Origin of the sequence: Frankia sp. AgKG'84/4, assembly GCF_023242965.2 — a bacterium.
GTDB lineage: Bacteria > Actinomycetota > Actinomycetes > Frankiales > Frankiaceae > Frankia.
The window spans coordinates 1-12,466 of record NZ_JALKFU020000003.1; the positions used below are offsets into that span (position 1 = coordinate 1).

The 12,466-nt window shown below is 71.2% G+C and carries 15 protein-coding genes and 1 pseudogene; 15 read left to right on the forward strand and 1 reads right to left on the reverse strand.

All coding sequences use genetic code 11. The features are described 5' to 3' along the window. The 14 genes and pseudogenes from MXD58_RS00520 to MXD58_RS00585 form a co-directional block, all read left to right on the forward strand. Positions 1–338, forward strand: a pseudogene (locus tag MXD58_RS00520) (sensor histidine kinase); the annotation flags it as partial. A gap of 1 nt (position 339) precedes the next feature. Further along, positions 340–759 (forward strand): roadblock/LC7 domain-containing protein, encoded by a 420-nt coding sequence (locus tag MXD58_RS00525; protein ID WP_248819631.1) that lies wholly within the window; start codon positions 340–342, stop codon positions 757–759. 112 nt (positions 760–871) lie between these two features. Next, positions 872–1,243, forward strand: coding sequence for a DUF742 domain-containing protein (locus MXD58_RS00530; protein WP_248837817.1), 372 nt, complete (start codon positions 872–874; stop codon positions 1,241–1,243). Further along, complete coding sequence (locus tag MXD58_RS00535; protein ID WP_248837816.1) at positions 1,224–1,853, forward strand: GTP-binding protein; 630 nt, start codon at positions 1,224–1,226, stop codon at positions 1,851–1,853. The genes MXD58_RS00530 and MXD58_RS00535 overlap by 20 nt, the downstream gene beginning before the upstream one ends. Then, a complete protein-coding gene (locus MXD58_RS00540) occupies positions 1,850–2,998 on the forward strand; it encodes a LuxR C-terminal-related transcriptional regulator (protein ID WP_250608968.1) in 1,149 nt (382 codons plus the stop codon). Before MXD58_RS00535 ends, MXD58_RS00540 begins: the two co-directional genes overlap by 4 nt. Positions 2,999–3,565: 567 nt before the next feature. Further along, positions 3,566–3,877 (forward strand): TcmI family type II polyketide cyclase, encoded by a 312-nt coding sequence (locus MXD58_RS00545; RefSeq protein ID WP_284677684.1) that lies wholly within the window; start codon positions 3,566–3,568, stop codon positions 3,875–3,877. 220 nt (positions 3,878–4,097) lie between these two features. Beyond that, the gene (locus MXD58_RS00550; protein WP_248837813.1) at positions 4,098–4,355 is read left to right on the forward strand and encodes an acyl carrier protein; all 258 of its coding nucleotides are present in this window, start codon (positions 4,098–4,100) and stop codon (positions 4,353–4,355) included. A 110-nt stretch (positions 4,356–4,465) separates the two neighbouring features. Further along, positions 4,466–4,972, forward strand: coding sequence for an SRPBCC family protein (locus MXD58_RS00555; RefSeq protein WP_248837812.1), 507 nt, complete (start codon positions 4,466–4,468; stop codon positions 4,970–4,972). A gap of 14 nt (positions 4,973–4,986) precedes the next feature. Continuing rightward, positions 4,987–5,460, forward strand: coding sequence for a cupin domain-containing protein (locus MXD58_RS00560; protein ID WP_248837811.1), 474 nt, complete (start codon positions 4,987–4,989; stop codon positions 5,458–5,460). Then, a complete protein-coding gene (locus tag MXD58_RS00565) occupies positions 5,457–6,749 on the forward strand; it encodes a beta-ketoacyl-[acyl-carrier-protein] synthase family protein (protein WP_248837810.1) in 1,293 nt (430 codons plus the stop codon). The genes MXD58_RS00560 and MXD58_RS00565 overlap by 4 nt, the downstream gene beginning before the upstream one ends. A gap of 44 nt (positions 6,750–6,793) precedes the next feature. Continuing rightward, positions 6,794–8,056 carry a beta-ketoacyl synthase N-terminal-like domain-containing protein gene (locus MXD58_RS00570; RefSeq protein WP_248837871.1) on the forward strand — a complete coding sequence of 421 codons (1,263 nt, stop codon included), beginning with the start codon at positions 6,794–6,796 and terminating at the stop codon, positions 8,054–8,056. 126 nt (positions 8,057–8,182) lie between these two features. Further along, positions 8,183–8,920, forward strand: a complete 738-nt coding sequence (locus MXD58_RS00575; RefSeq protein WP_248837809.1) for an SDR family NAD(P)-dependent oxidoreductase — start codon at positions 8,183–8,185, stop codon at positions 8,918–8,920. Next, positions 8,920–9,258, forward strand: a complete 339-nt coding sequence (locus MXD58_RS00580) for an antibiotic biosynthesis monooxygenase family protein (protein ID WP_248837808.1) — start codon at positions 8,920–8,922, stop codon at positions 9,256–9,258. Before MXD58_RS00575 ends, MXD58_RS00580 begins: the two co-directional genes overlap by 1 nt. Positions 9,259–9,260: 2 nt before the next feature. After that, the gene (locus MXD58_RS00585) at positions 9,261–9,605 is read left to right on the forward strand and encodes an antibiotic biosynthesis monooxygenase family protein (RefSeq protein ID WP_374615428.1); all 345 of its coding nucleotides are present in this window, start codon (positions 9,261–9,263) and stop codon (positions 9,603–9,605) included. Between the two features lie 117 nt (positions 9,606–9,722). Here the strand turns inward: MXD58_RS00585 and ligD are convergent, their stop codons facing one another. Then, a complete protein-coding gene (ligD, locus tag MXD58_RS00590) occupies positions 9,723–10,724 on the reverse strand; it encodes a non-homologous end-joining DNA ligase (protein ID WP_248837806.1) in 1,002 nt (333 codons plus the stop codon). Positions 10,725–11,176: 452 nt separating this feature from the next. Between ligD and MXD58_RS00595 the strand changes: the two genes are divergently transcribed. After that, a complete protein-coding gene (locus tag MXD58_RS00595) occupies positions 11,177–12,436 on the forward strand; it encodes a hypothetical protein (protein WP_248837805.1) in 1,260 nt (419 codons plus the stop codon). Positions 12,437–12,466 lie beyond the last annotated feature (30 nt).

A 12,466-nucleotide genomic window follows, 5' to 3' on the forward strand; every position in this document is an offset into this window, starting at 1 on the left:
GCGGGAGTCCCGCGGGTCCCGGTGTCCCCGGCCCAGGCGACGAGATCGTCCCGATGCACCGGCCGGCTGGGCGCGGGCGCGAAGGTGGGGAGGCGGTCGGCGACGGCCCGACCGCCGTGGAGCGGACCGACCTCGGCCTGCCGAAGCGGACCCGGCGTGCCAGCCTCGCCCCCCAGCTTCGCCGCGACGGCGCCGCCGAGCGCCCGGCCCCGCTCGCCGCGCAGCGCAGCCCGGAAGAGATCCGCACGATGATGTCGTCCTTCCAGAGCAACTTTGGTCGCGGCCTGGCGGACGGCCAGGACTCCAACGACGGCGATGACGTAGGAAAGGTGACCTGAGATGCGCCCGCTGGGACCGTCCGAGAACATGTCCTGGTTGCTCAACAACCTCGTCAAGAAGGTGCCGGAAGTCACCTACGTGATTGCTCTGTCCTCGGACGGCCTGCTTCTCGCGACGTCGTACGGGATGGACCGCACGACGGCCGACCAGCTCGCGGCGGTCGCCTCCGGCTTCAACTCGCTCGCGCGGGGGGCCGGCCGGTTCTTCGGTGGTGGCAGCGTCCGGCAGACGATCGTCGAGATGGACGAGGGCTTCCTGTTCGTCACGGCCGTCGGCGACGGCTCCTGTCTGGCGATCCTGTCCAGCCCCGGCGCGGACATCGGTCTCATCGCCTATGAGATGGCCCTGCTCGTGACGCGGGTCGGCGAGTTCCTCACCCCGGAACTGCGGGCGCAGATGCAGTCCGCGCTTCCGCTGTAGCGACCCGAACCACCACGGCCGGCAGGGGGCGCGGCCGCGATTCTGGCCCGCCGGTCGACCCCCTGCCCGCGCCGACCGGACCGCAAAGAACTCTCCAGGCAGGAGGACCGGCATGTCGTACGACGAGGAATGGTTCGACGAAGAGGCGGGTCCGGTCGTCCGCCCCTACGCCGTGACCGGGGGCCGCACCCGGCCGACCAACCGGGCGCTGGAACTGGTCGCCCTCGTGATGACCACACCCAACGGGCGGCTCATGACCGCGACGTTGGAGGCGGAGCAGCGGGCGATCTCGCTGCTGTGCCATCGGATGCAGTCGATCGTGGAGATCTCCGCGCGGCTGGACCTTCCGCTCGGGGTCGTGCGCGTCCTCGTCGGCGACATGCTCGACGCCGGCCTGGTCGCCGTGACCCGTCCGTCCCGCTCATCGGACCGCCCTTCCGCAGCCCTCATCGAAAAGGTGCTCGATGGACTACAGGCCCTCTAGAACGCGCCCGCAGGAGACAACGACGTCACTGCACCCGGTAAAGATCATTATTGCCGGTGGGTTCGGAGTCGGGAAGACGACGTTCGTCGGGGCGGTCAGCGAGATCCCGCCCCTGACGACGGAGGCCGCGATGACGTCGGCGAGCATCGGGATCGACGACACCAGCTCGGTCACTTCGAAGACCACGACCACCGTCGCGATGGACTTCGGACGCATCACCCTCGTCGACAGTGTGATCCTCTACCTGTTCGGCACGCCGGGTCAGGACCGGTTCTGGTTCATGTGGGACGAGCTGGTCCTCGGCGCGATCGGTGCGGTCGTGCTGGTCGACACCCGCCGGCTGGCGGACTCGTTCCCCGCCATTGACTACTTCGAGGAGCGGGACATCCCGTTCCTCGTCGCGCTGAACCGGTTCGACGGTTCCCGGGAGTACCGCGGCGAGGACGTCCGGGCGGCGCTCGACCTCGACCCCCGCCGGCCGTTGGTGTTCTGCGACGCCCGCCAGCGCGAGTCGGTGCGCCAGGCACTGGTCGCACTGGTCCGCCACGCCCTCGACATGGTCTCCGCCGAGCAGGCGGGCCAGCCGGCGCTGCCCCAACGGTCCGGGTGAGCGCCCCCGCCGACGGCCGGGGGGCGACCGGTACGACCACACATCCCGTGGTGGGGACCAGCTGGCCGGCCGGGCCCCGCCGGGAGACCCACGAGCCAGCTCCGGGGAAGGGCACGGTGCTTGATCTTCTTGGCCTGGACGGCGTCGTGTCGTCGGCCTACCGGCTCTGGCTGCGCCACGGTTCGCTGAGCGTGACCGACGTCGCGGAGCTTCTCGGTGAGACGCCGCGCGACGTCGGCCCGGCCCGTGATCGTCTCCTGGAATTGGGACTGCTGCTCGCCTCGCGGGAACGGCCCGGCCATTTCGTCGCGGTGCACCCCGAGGCCGGCCTGGACCATCTGCTCCAGGCCCAGCATGAACAGCTCATTCGTCGCCATGAGCGGCTCGTGCGGGCGCGCGCACAGGTCAGCGGCTTCGTCTCCGACTATCTGGCGAGCCGACCGGATCCGGACGGCGTCGAGGTGCAGCGCATCGACAGCGTCGACCACGCCCGGGCGGAGCTGTTGGCGATCGTCGGTCGAGCAGAGCGCGAAGTACTCACTCTGCGCATCCGGCGTCGATCGACGTCGACGCTGTCCAACGACGTCATGCCCGTCGAGCTGCGCGCACTGCGGCGCGGTGTCGTGATGCGCAGCGTACTGCCGCGCGCCACCCGTCAGGACGAGAACGGCGTCGGCTACCTGCGCACCGTTGCCGCGCACGGGATGGACGCCCGCCTCTTGGACGACCCGAGGCTGGAGGCGACCACGGTCGACGGCCGGGTCGCGCTCATCGGCCCCGCCCTCGGTGCCGCCCCAGGCCGGGGCGGCGGTCGCGGCCTGGGCACCAGCCACGCTCTGCTGGTGCGGACGCCCGAACTCGCCTCCGTCCTGCGAACCCTCTTCGAGCAGGTCTGGGAGATCGCCGAGCCGATCGCCGGCGAACTGGCCGACGTGCCAGCCGCGCCGGCCGCGGACCATCCCTCCGACGCCGAACGGCTGCTGCTGCGGCTGCTCAGCCTTGGCGTCAAGGACGAGGCGGCCGCCCGTCACCTCGGCGTGTCCGTGCGCACCGTCCGGCGCATGATCGCGGATCTGATGACGCGCCTCGACGCCCGCAGCCGGTTTCAGGCCGGCACCCTGGCCACCCGCCGCGGCTGGCTCTGACCTCGTCGGCACGGGCTGACGCCTGATCGAGTCCGGGCGTGCACGGGCACGCCCGGACCGGGGCCGAGATCGGCCGGCCGCGTTTTCGCCGTGTTGTGCTCCGCGTGCGTGCTGGTTGGCACCTGATTGCCGGGGCAGTTTGTTGCCAAGCGGTTCCCGGGACGCCGGCAGTATCTGGCCGCATGCTCTCGATGAGCCCAGCAGAGACCACCTCGAACGGGTGGTCGCGAAGCACTGCCGGCAGTCGCGACACCGGCGCGCCCGCGAGCCCGTTCCGTCCAGCCGACCATGTGCTACGTGTGATCCCCGGCAACGACGCCGACGCACGCCCGTCCCGCCGTTGAGACCACCAAGTCGCCAGACCGTCGTGCCGCACTGCCAGATTCCAGCGCCGCGCAGACCCCGCGGCGCTGCCCTCGCCGCGCGTCCTTGTTCCGTCGCCGCAGCCGAAACGAGCCCGTGCCCGAAGGATCCTGGCCCAGCACCGCCAAGGAGCATGTCGTGCCCGCAGCCGCCGGACCGCAAACCTCGGCCGCCACCACACCCGGAAAACACACCCATCGAACCCTGATCGTGGCAAGAATGGACCCCGCCGACGCCGACGGCGTCGCGGCGACGTTCGCGGAGTCCGACGCGGGCGAGCTTCCCACGATTGTCGGTGTCACCCGACGTGAGCTTTTCTCCTTTCACGGACTGTATTTCCACCTCATCGACGCGGCGGCGGACGTCGCGCCGGCCGTCGCGAACGTGCGGGAACATCCCCTGTTCGTCGAGGTAAACCGCAAGCTGGACCACTTCATCACCGCCTACGACCCGGCCACCTGGCGCGGCCCGGCCGACGCGATGGCGCGGAGCTTTTACCACTGGTCGGCCGACTGACCTTTCCAAAATTGGACGGACCGCCGCCGACCGCACGCAGTCCGTGTGTGGAGTGGCCTGCGGCAGGGACGTGCCTGGCGGTTGTCAGGACGTTCGCCGCGTGTTCCGCCGCGATTATCGATTCTGGCCGGCGCGGCCGGTCATGCCGTGAGAAAAATCGCCCCATTCCGTCAACAGTCATGCCCAGAAACACCGGGATGATCAAAAAAAGGAGCGTTTCGTGCCCCAGGGATGGACGGCCGACGAACTTCTCGACTTCCTCGTCGACCAGGTCGGGCTACCGCAGGCGGACCGCCCGGACACCTTGGCGGTGAGCCTGACCGACATCGGCCTCGACTCGCTGGCCTACCTGCACCTGTCCGCCGAGGTTGCCGACACCTTCGGCGTTGACCTGCCCGCCGAGATGATTCCCGGGCAGCCGCTCGCTGAGATCCTCGACACTATCAACGCGTCCATCGGAACACGCGAGCCGGTCTGAGGAGAAACTCTGAGCCACTGAAGTTCTGTACTGCACCTAGCGCGCCGAAACACCCGCGTAGCCGTACCGAGCATCCGTCCCAGATTCCCTTTCCTAACTGCGGAGTAGCTGTGAGTGGGCACACCGACAACTCAATCCTCGTCAACGCCGACATCGACACCGTCTGGACCATGACCAACGACCTGGAGTCGTGGCCGGACCTGTTCACGGAGTACGCGTCCATCGAGATCATCGAGAAGACCGGAAACACCTTCAGGTTCCGGCTGACCATGCGTCCGGATGAGAACGGCACCGCGTGGAGCTGGGTATCGGAGCGCACCCTCGACCCGGTTGGCCGACAGGTGCGCGCCCACCGCATCGAAACCGGCCCGTTCGAGTACATGCACATTCACTGGACCTACACCACGGAGGGCACCGGCACCCGGATGCGCTGGGTGCAGGACTTCCACCTGCGGCCCACGGCGCCGCTCAACGACGAGCAGATGACCGATCGCCTCAACACCAACACCGTCCGGGAGATGGCGGTGATCCGGGACAAGGTCGAACGGGCCGCCGCGGCCGGCTCGAAGACGTCGCTCGCCGACGCGCCGGCCGCCCGCGTGCCGGAACAGGTCTGAGGAGGCCGACCCAGATGGCATCGCCAACGATCGCGCCCCCGAAGGTCCTCTGCATCCACGACGTCGCCCCGAACCGGCGCCGCGGCGGCGACATCCGCACGCTGCTGTCGCCGGCGACGGTCGGCTCGACGTCCGGCTTCCTCGGCACTCTCACCCTGGAACCAGGCGAGTTCGTCACCGAGCACTGGCATCCCTACTCGGAGGAGTTCCTGTACTGCGTGCGCGGCGGCGTGACCGCCCGCCTCGACGGACAGGACCACGCTCTGCCCGCGGAGCACGGCGTCTGCGTGCCGATCGGGATGCGCCACCGCATCACGAACACCGGTGACGAGACGGCGTTCCTCGTGTTCCACCTCAGCCCGCTGGCACCCCGTCCCGATCTCGGCCATGTCGACACCGAGGCGGTCCTCAACCCCGACGCGGCGCACACGCCGATCATTCGCTCCGGCCCGTGGGCCGAGTCGCTGCCACCCGGATCCCGGCGGTGAGGCAGCCGCGGGAGGTGGCGGTCACCGGCATCGGGGTGGTCGCCCCGGGCGGGACCAACCGCAAGGAGTTCTGGACGCTGCTCACCGATGGCCGCACCGCGACGCGGCGGCTGTCGTTCTTCGACCCGGCGCAGTTCCGCTCCCAGGTCGCCGCCGAATGCGACTTCGACCCGGCGGCGGGCGGCCTGAGCGCCCAGCAGATCGCCCGCAACGACCGGTTCGTGCAGCTGGCCCTGGCCGCGGCCCTGGAAGCGGTGGACGACAGCGGCCTGGACCTGCGGCCCGCCGGCACCGGCGGGCTCGGTGACGACGACGCCGGCCCGGTCGTAGGCGTGAGCATGGGCAGCGCCGTCGGCGCGACGACCCGGCTGGAGAACGAGTACGTCGTCGTGTCCGACTCGGGCCGGCACTGGGAGGTCGACCCCCGCTATGCCAGCTCGTTCCTCTACCACGCGCTCGTGCCGAGCTGCCTGGCCACGGAGATCGCCGGCCGGTTCGGCGCGCACGGGCCGGCGGCGGTGGTCTCCACCGGCTGCACCTCCGGCATCGACGCCGTCGGGCACGGCGCCCAGCTCATCGCCGACGGCGAGGCCGACATCGTGATCGCCGGCGCCTCCGACGCGCCGATCTCCCCGATCTCCGTCGCCTGCTTCGACGCGATCCGGGCGACGACGCAGCACAACGACGACCCCGAACACGCCTCCCGCCCTTTCGATGCCAGCCGGGACGGTTTCGTCATGGGCGAGGGCGCGGCGGTCCTCATCCTGGAGGACGCCGCCGCGGCCCGCGCCCGCGGCGCGCATGTCTACTGCCACGTCGGCGGTTATGCGTCCCGGTCCAACGCGTTCCACATGACCGGTCTGCGGCCCGACGGCGCCGAGATGGCCGAGGCGATCCGGATCGCGATGGCGGCCGCGCGGGTCAACCCCGACGACATCGACTACGTCAACGCCCACGGATCCGGCACCAAGCAGAACGACAGGCACGAGACGGCCGCCTTCAAGTGTGCTCTGGGCCCGCGGGCCTACGAGGTGCCGGTCAGCTCGATCAAGTCGATGATCGGTCACTCCCTCGGCGCGATCGGTTCGCTGGAGATCGCCGCCTGCGCCCTGAGTATCGAGACCGACGTCGTCCCGCCGACGGCCAACTGGACGACGCGGGACCCGGACTGCGATCTGGACTACGTGCCGAACGTGGCCCGAGACCACGCCGTTGACGTCGCCCTGTCGGTGGGCAGCGGGTTCGGCGGGTTCCAGTCCGCCGTCGTCCTCACCGCGCCGAACCGGTGAGCGCGACCGCCCAGGCCTCGGTCGCGCGCGCCGAGGAACATCCCCTGTCCACGCCGGCGCCACGCCAGCCGGGGTCGCGAACGTCCCGGCCGGTGGTGACCGGTCTCGGGGTCGTCGCACCCAGCGGCATCGGGGTCGAGGAGTACTGGGCCTCGACGCTGCGCGGCGAGCTGCGCGTCGCGCCCATCACCCGCTTCGACCCGGCCCGCTACGACGCCACCCTCGCCGGTGAGGTCGGCGGGTTCACGCCGGAGGAGCACGTCGACAAGCGGTTTCTCGTACAGACCGACCGGTGGACCTGGTTCGGGATGGCCGCGTCCAGGCTCGCCTTCGCCAACGCCGGCTACGACCCGGCCGCCCACGATCCCTACGCGACCGCGGTCGTGTTCGGCAGCGGCTCGGGCGGCAACGACTTCGGGCAGCGGGAACTGCAACGACTGTGGACCCGGGGCCGTACCGCCGTGAGCGTCTACCAGTCGATCGCCTGGTTCTACGCGGCGACCACCGGCCAGACCTCCATCCGGCACGGCCTCAAGGGGCCCTCCGGTGTCCTGGTCAGTGACGCCGCCGGCGGCCTGGACAGCCTCGCCCAGGCCAGACGGGCCATCCGCCGCGGCACGTCCGCCGTCCTCGCCGGCGCGGCCGAGGCGGGTCTCACGCCCTACGCACTGACCTGCCATCTGTCCAGCGGGCGGGTGAGCACCGCGGCGTCACCCGCCGACGCCTACAAGCCGTTCGACGTGCGGGCGAACGGCTACCTGCCGGGGGAGGGCGGCGCGAGCCTGCTCGTCGAGGACCCGCAAGCGGCGGCCGCGCGGGGCGCGCCGCAGATCTACGGGGAAATCGCGGGTTACGCCGCCACGCACGACGGCGACGACCGCGGGCCCACGCCGGACGGACGCTGGCTAGCGACGGCCATGCGGCGAGCACTCGCCGACGCCGACCTGCGACCCGACGACATCGATGTCGTCTTCGCCGACGGCGCGGGCTCCGTCGACCTCGACGCGCAGGAGGCGGCGGCGATCCGCACGGTGTTCGGTGACCGGCCGGTGCCCGTGACCGCGCCCCAGGGACTCATCGGCCGGCTGTGCGCCGGCGGCTCGGCGCTCGCCGCGGCCACGGCGCTGCTCGCGATCCGCGACGGGGTGATCCCCGCGGTGGGCAACCTGGACACCCCACACCCCGACCACGACCTCGACCTGGTGCGCGAGCCGCGCCGGACCCGGGTGCGGACCGCGCTGGTCAACGCCCGAGGCTACGGCGGGTTCAACAGCAGCATGGTGCTGCGTGCCGTCGAGCCGAGCTGACCGGATGCGCGCAGACCGCGCGGCGGACCCCGTCCTGCCCTGACGCCGGCCCATCCGATCCGTCGACGTCGGGTCCCACGACGTCCGAAACCCCATCGTTCTTACGACTCAGGAGACGAGACAGCGATGTTCCCAGACCTGGCCGGGCGACGAGCCCTGGTGACTGGTGGTACCCGTGGCATCGGCCGAGCCGTCACGCTCGGACTCGCCCGAGCCGGCGCCACGGTCGTCGTCGGTCACCAGCGGGAAAGCGAGGAGGCCGAGAGCCTGCGCCGCGAGTTGAAGGCCACCGGCAACGACCACCTGCTCGTACAGGCGGACGTGGCCGACCCGGCGCGGATCGCGGAGCTGATCGAGGCCACCGGTGCCCACCTGGGCGGCCTCGACATCGTCATCAACAGTGTCGGCACCATCAGCCACATCCCGTACGCCCAGCTGCCGATCGAGGCCTGGACCCAGGTGCTGGCCACCAACCTCACCGCCACCCACCTGGTCACCCAGGGCGCCCTGGCGCTGCTCGGCGACTCCGGCTCGGTGGTCAACATCGGTTCCGGCGCCGGGCTCGTCGGCGTGCCGCTGCGCGCGCACTACACCGCCGCGAAGACCGGCCTGATCGGACTGACCAGGTCCCTGTCGAAGGAACTCGGCTCCAAGGGCATCCGGGTCAACCTGGTGTCCCCGGGGGTCATCGAGACCGATCAGGCTGCCGGTATGCCCGAGGCGGCCCGGGCCGCGTACACCAACCGGATTCCGCTGGGCCGACTCGGCGAGGCCGACGAGGTCGCCGCGGTCGTTCTGTTCCTGGCCAGCGACGTCTCGTCCTATGTGAACGGCGCCACCTTCACCGTCGACGGAGGAATCTGATGACCGCGACCCCGCCTTTCCGGATCATGCTGACGATGCGGATCCACCCGGGCCGCGAGGCCGAGTTCGAACGCACCTGGCTGAACATCGGCGACGTGGTCACCTCGCATCCCGCCAACCTGGGCCAGTGGCTGGTCCGCTCGGAGGAGGAGTCGAGCACCTACTACATCGTCAGTGACTGGGCCGACGAGGCCCAGTTCCGCGAGTTCGAGCGCAGCGAGCGGCACCTGAAGCACCGCCAGGCCCTGCACCCACTGCGCGCCAGCGGTTCCATGGTCACCGGCAGCGTGCTGACGCACCTGGTCGGAGCCGCCGCACCGGTGCCGGCGGTCGGTTGAGCGTGGCCGCCGAACCGGCAGTCCGCGTGATGATCTGGGCGATCGATCCGCCGGAGGACCCAGGCGCCGTCGAGCGGGCCTATCACGCGATCAGCTCGAAGCTGGTCGGCACCGTGGGTCTGGTGGGAAACACCCTGCAGCGATCCGCAGCCGATCCGCGCCACCACCTGGTGGTCAGTGTCTGGGCCGGCATGACCGCGTTCACCGCGTGGGAGCAGGGCGCGAGCCACCGCGGCACCACGTCACCGCTGCGGCCGCTGCAGGATCCCGACCGGCGCCCGATGATCTACATCGAGGCGGCCGCGTACGGCCCGAGCGGTCCGTTCGATCAGCCACCCACCGGCTGAGCATCGGCGGATGCCGCCGCGACCCGGCGGATGAGGGTTCGGGCCGGTCCCACCAGCGGGTGGGACCGGCCCGTCCCGCCGGGACGCACGCCGCCCCACCGGCGCGAACCTCGGAAGTCAATCCTGTTCATCGCGATGGGTGTCAGCGGGTGAGAGGTCGAGTCGAAGGCCCTTGAAGATGGGGTGCCGCAGCCGTCCCTCGGTGGTCCAGGAGCCGAACTCGACGTCGGCGATCATTCGTGGCTCCACCCAGACCGCCGTGCGGCCGACCTCGGCGGGAACATCGCGGAAAGGCGGGTCCGTCCGCCGCAGGAACGCCAGCTCACCGGCCAGCAGATCCAGGGTCGCCTCGGTGAGGCCGGAGCCGACCTGGCCCGCGTAGCGCGCACCCCTCGGGGCGGCGGTGCCGACGAGCAGCGCGCCGATGCGGTCCGCCCGGCGCCCGGCGCCCGGCTCCCAGCCGCCGATGAGAACGCTCTGGCGGCGAGTGTGCCGAATCTTCACCCAGTCGGCCGAGCGGCGCCCCGGCTGGTATCGGGAGCCGCGGCGCTTCGCGACGACGCCCTCCAGCCCCGCCTGGCCGGTGGCGGCCAGGACCTGGCGGCCCGTACCCGCCAGCTCCTCGGACAACCGCAGCGGGCCGTTTCCGGCGAGGTCCGCCAGCAGCACACGCCGGTCGACATACGCCAGGTCCACAGCCGAGTGCCCGTCGAGGAAGAGCAGGTCGAACACGAGATAGCGGACCGGGATCGCCGCGGCGCCCCGGCGGGCGAGTGCTGGGGTGGCGATCTGCACCCGATGGCTCAGGCGCTCGAAGTCGGGACGGCCCGTCGGCCCGAAGGCGACGACCTCCCCGTCGAGAATCACCTGCCTTCCCTCGAGTGCCGGGCCGAGGGCGGCGAGTTCGGGAAAGACCAGGGTCACGTCCCGGCCACCGCGGGTGCGCAGCCGGGCCCGGCCCGCCTCGACGAACGCCAGCAGCCGCACACCGTCCCACTTCACCTCGTAGGCCCAGTCCGGACCGTCCGGCGAGGTGAGCGCCGGCATGGCGAGCATCGGCTCGATCCTCGTGGGCATCGGTTCCGGGGCCGCCGTCAGGGAGGACTCGACGCGACGCATCACCACGCTCCTATCCTCCAGCCCCGGGGCCCTGGTGAGCCGCTGTGCCTGGCGTCGGACACGGCGACGGGCACCCGCGGACCAGTCGTGCCAGCACCGTCGTCGCGCGGCCGCGGGCCAGCTGACCAGCATGTTCCGTGCGGCGGAGCCGGAACCTTCACGCAGCGGTGTACCCGCGAACCGGCTCGGGTGCTCCCGGGCCGTCGTGCCGGGCCGTCGTCCCGGGCCGTCGTCCCGGGCCGGTGGCCTCGCTGTGGCGAGGCCGATCCGGGGCTCCTCGTCCGCTGTGTCCACTCAGGTGACCGGCTGTGCTCTCCGCGGCGCCGCGAGACGGCGCTGCGTGCCGAATTGAGTCCCTGGTGTAGAAATGCGCCGTCCGTCTCGATGGCACTGGTAGGCGGCGGTCACTGGTTCCGGCAGCCGTTCCGGACAGCGCTTTTCGGGAGATGTGAATGCCTGACTCGTCCGCGCTGGACGTTCTTATCGGTCTCGCGCTGCTGTTCGCCGCGTTCAGCCTGGCGGTCTCCCGCGTCAACGAGGCAGTGCTCGGCCTGCTGAACTATCGGGGCCGCCGGCTGGAGGCGGAGCTGCGCCGGCTACTGGGAGGCCGGGCCGCTGGCGGTCCGCGGCCAGGCGCGGACGACCACACCGGTGCCGACATGGCGGCGGAGCTCCTCGATGGGCCCCTGCGGGCACTGCGCACAGCGGGCGACGACGACCCCAGCGCCAACGTGGCGGACCATCCGCCGGCTCGCGGCGGATGGTCCGCGGTGCGCCGCGCCCGTCGCCTTCGGCTGCCCTCCTATGTTCCGTCCACCGTGTTCGCCCAAGCCCTGGTCGACCGCGTGGATCCGCCGGCCCGCGCGATGCTCTCCCAGCTCCGCCCACAGACCCTGTCCGAGCAGACGCCCGCGGACGACCGCGCCAGATACGAGACGGCCTACGAGGCGGCCAATCGAACCCTGAACGGGACCACCGCGGAGGCCCTGTACGACGCGGTCCCCGCGGATCACGCCGCCGGCCGTGTGATCGCCGCGGCGCTGGTCGCCGCGGTCGGCTCCGCAGCGGTCGGGACGCTCGAGGAGGGGCTGGCCGCGATGCCGCCCTCGATGGCGAAGGCTGCGCTGACGGCGGCGGTGGTCCGCACGGGCGGGGACCGAGAGAAGATCATCGCCGAGTTGGCGAAGTGGTACGACGAGGCGATGGACCGGCTGTCCGGCTGGTACAAGCGGCGCGTCGCCGTGTTCCTGCTCTGTTACGCCCTGGCTATGTCCGCCGCGTTCAACCTCGACGCGATCGGCATCGCCCGTACCCTGTGGCAGGACGGCACGGTGCGGCAGGCTGCGGTGACCGCCAGCCGCACGGAACTCGACCAGTCCGCGGCCGCGAGTGCCGAATCGGCGGGCGCCGGCGCTCAGCAGTCCGGCGACGCGGCGAACTCGCGGGCCTCGGATGCCACGGAGGAGGCGATCCGAGCGGTGCGGGGCGCCTCCGGCCTCGCCCTTCCGATCGGCTGGATCCGGGCCACCGAGGACCGTGACGATCCCCGTGAGGTGCCCCGGTCAGCGGACCGTTGGCTGGTGAAGATCCTGGGTATCGCGATCGCGTGCTTCGCCCTCACCGCGGGGGCGCCGTTCTGGTTCGAGCTACTCGGCCGGCTGGTCAACATGCGGTCCACCGGTCCGAAGCCTCGCTCCGCCACCACCGGCTGATCTTCATCACTCTCCGGCGGGGCGCGTGGT